Raw genomic sequence first — 4,884 nt, forward strand, 5'->3', positions numbered from 1 at the left:
CAGACCTTCACGGCGCTCGATCTCCCGCAACAGCATCAGCCCAGCGTCGGAACTCATGTCGGCACCCTCAAATCCGAGCAGGACCTGCTTGCCATTGACCGGTGACAAACACAGACGAGAGGGTGTAGAAACATCCATGGTGAGGCTCGGCATCCTGAAGAACTGCGGCTTTGGGTGTAGGAACCATAAAACTACAGCTCTTCAAGTAGTTAAGCCAGTCTCACCAACTCCTCATGCATAATTCGGGTTAACGTGACAACACCCCGTTACCCCCTCGCAGGGCGCAAGCGCCGCCACAGTCGCCGCAAGGGGGTTCCGCGCAGCATTCGCAATTCGGTCTCAAGCCGCCCGGCACGGTCCCGCGCCTCTGTGGCCTCATCGCGGCTTTGCCGCAATTCGTCGCGCAATGCGATATTCTCGCGGCAATAGCGCGCGGCCAGATCGTGCATGGCGGCGGCCTGTTCCAGACTGATTGCCAGCAGATCGGCCGTCCTGTCCTCTGGTTCCATGTCAGGGCTGCTCCTGTTCCGGATCGGGCCGCGCCATGGGTATGTCATGGCCTCCGCCGTCCAGCAATGCGGTCAGTTCGGCCAGAATGGCGCGGCGCAACCGCAGCCGTTCGCGCATCACCGCCCCCGGATCGCCCCAAAGCCGCGCCAGGGTGGTCTGTGCGGCGGACCAGGCCTGCCAGAACCCGGCATCCGCAAAGGGCCGGGCGATGCGGGCAGCGGCGGTTTCGGGATCGAGGCCATAGAGGTTCAGCCAGGAAGCTTCGGGCAGGCCCAGCCGGTGGATGCGGTGGTCCGGCCCGGCAAAATAGATCGGGCGGCTGCCGCAGGCGAAGGCGTCGAAGAGTTTCTCGGTGATATACAGCGGATGGTGGGTATTCTCGATCGCCGCAAGGCTGCGGGCGCGGTTGTCAAGCCGCACCAGCTTGTCGAGATGCCAGTCCACCAGCGTCTGACGCGGCACGCCGGGCTGCCAGCGCAGGCCCAGACGCTCGACCCGGCCCATGCCCTGCTGCTCGGCAAGCCTTGTCCGCCATGCTGCCAGACCGGTCAGACCGGCCTCGGGCCAGCCGACATCGTGAAAGGGTTCGGGGCGGCGTTCGAACATGAAGGTCACATCGACCGCCCGGCTTTGAAACCCGGCCTGCCAGTCTTGCAGTGACCGGGTGGCATTGCGCCGGAACAGCACCCGATAGGCAACCGGAAAGCGGTGGTTCGTCAGCAGATAATAGGGAATTTCGTCGAAATCGAAGATCGTCGAGGTCATGTGGTTCAACTGGATGACTGGCAGGTCGCCCAGGCCCGTCGGCAGGCAAAGCCACCGGTCCAGCGGGCGACCGGTCCAGATCGTGTCCCAGAAGGGCTCTTCCGACAGCAGCACCACGGGCCTTTGCCGGAGGCGCCAGTCCCGGACAAGGTCCGGGGGGGCCTCTTGCAGGTCGAGGCTGTGGGCGAACAGGTAAAGATCGGCCCGTGACGGCTGGTCGGTCAGTTCGACATGGCCGGCAAACAGCGGTGTCAGCGCCGGATAGCTGAGCGGGCAGCGCCGGGCATGGCGGCCGCTGAGAAAGACCCGGATCATCGCGGCCGCAGGCGTTCGTAAAGCTGCAGCAGATATTCGGGGCCGGGCAGGGCCAGATCCAGATCCCGGCGCAGGCGGGCGATTTCGTCCTGAAGGGCCAGCATGGCGGCCCGGTCCCGCGCGGCGGCCTGCTGGGTCAGGATTCCGGCCATCAGCGCATGGTCCCCGGCGGCGGCGGCGGCCAGCAACTGCCCGGCGGGGCAGGTGGCATGGCGCAGGGCGCGTCGTTCGCGGAAGGACAGGCTGGCGGCCAGATCCCGCGCGGCGGCCATATCCGCCCCGGCATGGGCGGGACCGGCATGGCGCAATTCATCGGAAAGCCGTTGCAGGATGCGCGCCCGCAGCGTGTCGCGCGGCGTTTTCGGGTCTTTTGCCGACAGGGCATGGCGCGCGGCCGTCAGGGCCCTTGCAACCCGCTCTGCCGCGGGCAGCGGGAACAGAAGCACCGGCGTCGGCACCACGCGGATCGAGGCCGCGCCCCCGACGATCCGGTCATGGCAGGCCCAGTCCGCCGCCGGATCGCCGTCCCGCAGGGCCTCGCGGCAGGCGCTGTCCAGATCCGTGTCGCGCAGGACCAGCCGGCGCGGATCGGGGCGCAGGGACAGGGCCTGTCCGGGGGCCTGTCCGGGGGCCGGCGGGTTGTCCGCCCATTCGGCCAGACGCGCGGTTTCGGGCTCGGGCAGGGCCGAATACGGCCCCGCCACCCACCAGCCGCTGGCGCAGATCGCCAGATCGGGCCGGTCCTGCCGCAGGCGGTCATCCAGATCCGCGATCACATCGGGGCAGAGAAAATCCTGCGGTCCTAGATGCAGCGCATATTCCGTGGCGGTCACAAGCCGGGCCAGCCTGCACAGCGTGCGGGGCACCAGCTCGGCCCTGTCCAGCGCCAGGATATGGGCCCCGCGCCCCGGCCCCTCGGAAAAGCGGCGCAGATGCGCGGCGGTATCGGCCAGAACCTCGTCATGGACGATGACCAGCCGGTCCAGCCGGTCCAGGGCCCGCGCAAGCTGATGCAGATGCGTCGCCAGTCCGGGCGTATCATTGCGGATCGTCACCAGAACAGACAGGATCATATGCGTCCAAACCCCAGCAAGAGTGTTACCCTGAGTGCAAGAACCGGATCGCCGCGCGCCAGCAGGGCCATGGCGTCGCGGTCAAGGCAGGCATCAAGAAAGGCCGTCACCTTGCGGTCCAGTTCCTGGTGAAACCGGGTATCGATGCTGCCCCGGATCCAGTCGATCAGCAGGCAGGAAAACTGCAGGAAACCGGTCATCCATGGCCCGGCCGGGCCGTCATCCTGACGGATGATGCGGGCAATCCGGGACAGTGGTTCGAAGGCGCGCAGCCGTTCGAGATCGCGGCGGTTGGTCAGGCGGTGCGATCCCTGACGGATGAAATGCACGGCGCCGACGCGGCTGGTGGTCAGGATGCAGCCCGCGCGCAGAAAGCTGAGCCAATGGGCCAGGATGTCGTTATGGATCGGGATTTCCGAAAAGCGGATGTCGTTTTCGCGCAGGAAATCCGTGCGATAGATCTTGTTCCAGGGGTAATTGGCGGTCTGTGCCAGCCAGGGGAAGGCCGCTTCGGGCAGGACATGCAGCGTCTGGCTGCTGCATCCGCCCAGCCGCCAGAAGGCGTCGTCCAGTTCGATCTGGCCCCATCTGCCACCCTGCGCGACCTGACTGTCGGCATGCCTGAACAGGCAGAAATCAAAGGACCGCCCCGCGAGATCATGCCAGAGCGCGGGAATTTCCCCGGTCAGCATGTCATCGGAATCGAAGAACAGCACATGCGAGCTGCCGATATGCTCCAGCGCCCGGTTCCGGGCCTGACCCGCGCCTTGCGGCGTGTCGTTGCGCAACAGGGTCAGCCGGATCCCGCCCCGGTCGGCGATCCGGCGCAGCCTGTCAGGGTCAAGCGGCGGATCCGAGCCGTCATCGGTCACGACCACCGCCTCGAAACAGCCCAGTTCCACCGCCTGCCCCAGCAGATGCGCCAGGGCTTCGGTGTCGTTATGGACCGGGATGGCCAGTGACAGCCTCATACCAGAAAGACGCGCAGGTCGATCAGCGAAAAGCGGAAGGCTGTCACGGGAAAGAACAGGACCAGCTCGCGCCAGGGGGCCTCAAGGGGCAGGCGTGGCTGATGATGCGCGGGCAGGGCGTCCAGATGCACGCTTTCCTCGGGGCGGACCAGAACATGCTTGGTGAAAAAGCAATCCTCGAAGCCGGACCCGGATTGCAGGCCGGATCGCAGGCAGGCCCGCAGGACCAGCATGTCGGGGGTGGCGCTGCGCAGGGCAAAGCCCAGAACCCCGCAGCCGCGCAGGTCGCGGGCCGGCAGCGACAGATGCAGCGCGTTCCATGCGCCTTCGGCCCGTGGCCGGGTCTCGATCTCAAGCAGCCGCCCTCCGGGCGAGCTGTAATTGCCCTCAAGCTCAAGCGCCGGATCGGCATGCCACGAGATGCCGGGCATGATCTTCGTGCGCGATGCCAGCCGTCCCGCAGGGGTGGCCTGCCGCAGCACGGCCAGAGTGTGATTGAGCTCGCCATCCGCGCCCAAAGCGATGCTGTTTGTCATATGTCCCCCGCACCCTGGCAGCCATTCCATCCGGCAGCCCGGTTCCTTGCCGTCTGCCGGTCTCTTCATACCGCCGGTTCGGGCGATTGACAAAGCCCCGCAGGCCCCGGCGGGCCGGTTGCGAAGCGGCCCCGCGCGCAATCGTGACCGCAGGCCGCCGCACTCTGCCGGGGAAGGTGGCGCAACGTCGCCGCCGGATGATTTGCGTCCCGCGATGGCCGGGGGAGTTGCACCCCCCGGACCCCCTGCTTAGCCCCGCGCGCGAAGCGCGCCACCGGCCGGGCGGCAGCGACGGGCCGGGCTTTGCCCGGCCCGACCCCCCCCTCTGCCCTCATCCCCTGGCCTGTACCATGCCTGCACCATGCCGGGGGCGGCACCGGAAAACTGGCGGGAAAACTGGCAGGAAAACTGGCGGGCGGGCCCTTGCGGCCCATGTCCCCGGCGCGTACAGAAAAAGGCGGGTTTTCTGACAGATCGGGCGCAGGATGGGTGATTTTCCAGACCGGTTTTCCGTGGATTTTCCGTTTCGCGGCAATCGCGGCTATATCCACAGCGCAAGCATCGCGAACCATTTCCTGCAAGGCCCGCCCTGCGACAGTTTCGAGATCGTGCTGCGCCAGTGGATGAGTTCGCGCGTCGTTTTCACCCTTCTTGCCGGGGGCGCGCAGCCAGAGGGGACCGGCCATATACGCCTTGTGCGGGGCGGGCGGGTCC

Annotated in this window: 6 protein-coding genes; 1 reads left to right on the plus strand and 5 read right to left on the minus strand. The window is 66.8% G+C overall.

Annotated elements, in window-relative coordinates:
* Nucleotides 1-266 precede the first annotated feature (266 nt).
* The 5 genes from ACK5L9_RS04655 to ACK5L9_RS04675 are packed head-to-tail and all read right to left on the minus strand — an operon-like array spanning nucleotide 267 to nucleotide 4,170.
* Nucleotides 267-509, minus strand: a complete 243-nt coding sequence (locus ACK5L9_RS04655) for a hypothetical protein (RefSeq protein WP_416910284.1) — start codon at nucleotides 507-509, stop codon at nucleotides 267-269.
* 1 nt (nucleotide 510) lies between these two features.
* Nucleotides 511-1,590, minus strand: coding sequence for a hypothetical protein (locus tag ACK5L9_RS04660; RefSeq protein ID WP_416910285.1), 1,080 nt, complete (start codon nucleotides 1,588-1,590; stop codon nucleotides 511-513).
* The gene (locus tag ACK5L9_RS04665) at nucleotides 1,587-2,663 is read right to left on the minus strand and encodes a hypothetical protein (protein WP_416910286.1); all 1,077 of its coding nucleotides are present in this window, start codon (nucleotides 2,661-2,663) and stop codon (nucleotides 1,587-1,589) included. The genes ACK5L9_RS04660 and ACK5L9_RS04665 overlap by 4 nt, the downstream gene beginning before the upstream one ends.
* On the minus strand, nucleotides 2,660-3,634 hold the full coding sequence (locus ACK5L9_RS04670) for a glycosyltransferase family 2 protein (protein WP_416910287.1): 975 nt from the start codon (nucleotides 3,632-3,634) through the stop codon (nucleotides 2,660-2,662). The genes ACK5L9_RS04665 and ACK5L9_RS04670 overlap by 4 nt, the downstream gene beginning before the upstream one ends.
* Nucleotides 3,631-4,170 (minus strand): hypothetical protein, encoded by a 540-nt coding sequence (locus ACK5L9_RS04675; protein WP_416910288.1) that lies wholly within the window; start codon nucleotides 4,168-4,170, stop codon nucleotides 3,631-3,633. Before ACK5L9_RS04675 ends, ACK5L9_RS04670 begins: the two co-directional genes overlap by 4 nt.
* Nucleotides 4,171-4,655: 485 nt before the next feature.
* On the opposite strand from ACK5L9_RS04675, the gene ACK5L9_RS04680 reads away from it, so the two are divergent.
* A partial coding sequence (locus ACK5L9_RS04680; protein ID WP_416910289.1) for a hypothetical protein occupies nucleotides 4,656-4,884 on the plus strand: 229 nt, incomplete at its 3' end.

Origin of the sequence: Paracoccus sp. (in: a-proteobacteria), from assembly GCF_047973135.1 — a bacterium.
Lineage (GTDB): Bacteria > Pseudomonadota > Alphaproteobacteria > Rhodobacterales > Rhodobacteraceae > Paracoccus.

What these genes read in the sequence shown, in the direction of transcription:
- ACK5L9_RS04655 (WP_416910284.1), bottom strand. Translation starts at nt 509, where the DNA reads ATGGAACCAGAGGACAGGACGGCCGATCTGCTGGCAATCAGTCTGGAA.
- ACK5L9_RS04660 (WP_416910285.1), bottom strand. Translation starts at nt 1,590, where the DNA reads ATGATCCGGGTCTTTCTCAGCGGCCGCCATGCCCGGCGCTGCCCGCTC.
- ACK5L9_RS04665 (WP_416910286.1), bottom strand. Translation starts at nt 2,663, where the DNA reads ATGATCCTGTCTGTTCTGGTGACGATCCGCAATGATACGCCCGGACTG.
- ACK5L9_RS04670 (WP_416910287.1), bottom strand. Translation starts at nt 3,634, where the DNA reads ATGAGGCTGTCACTGGCCATCCCGGTCCATAACGACACCGAAGCCCTG.
- ACK5L9_RS04675 (WP_416910288.1), bottom strand. Translation starts at nt 4,170, where the DNA reads ATGACAAACAGCATCGCTTTGGGCGCGGATGGCGAGCTCAATCACACT.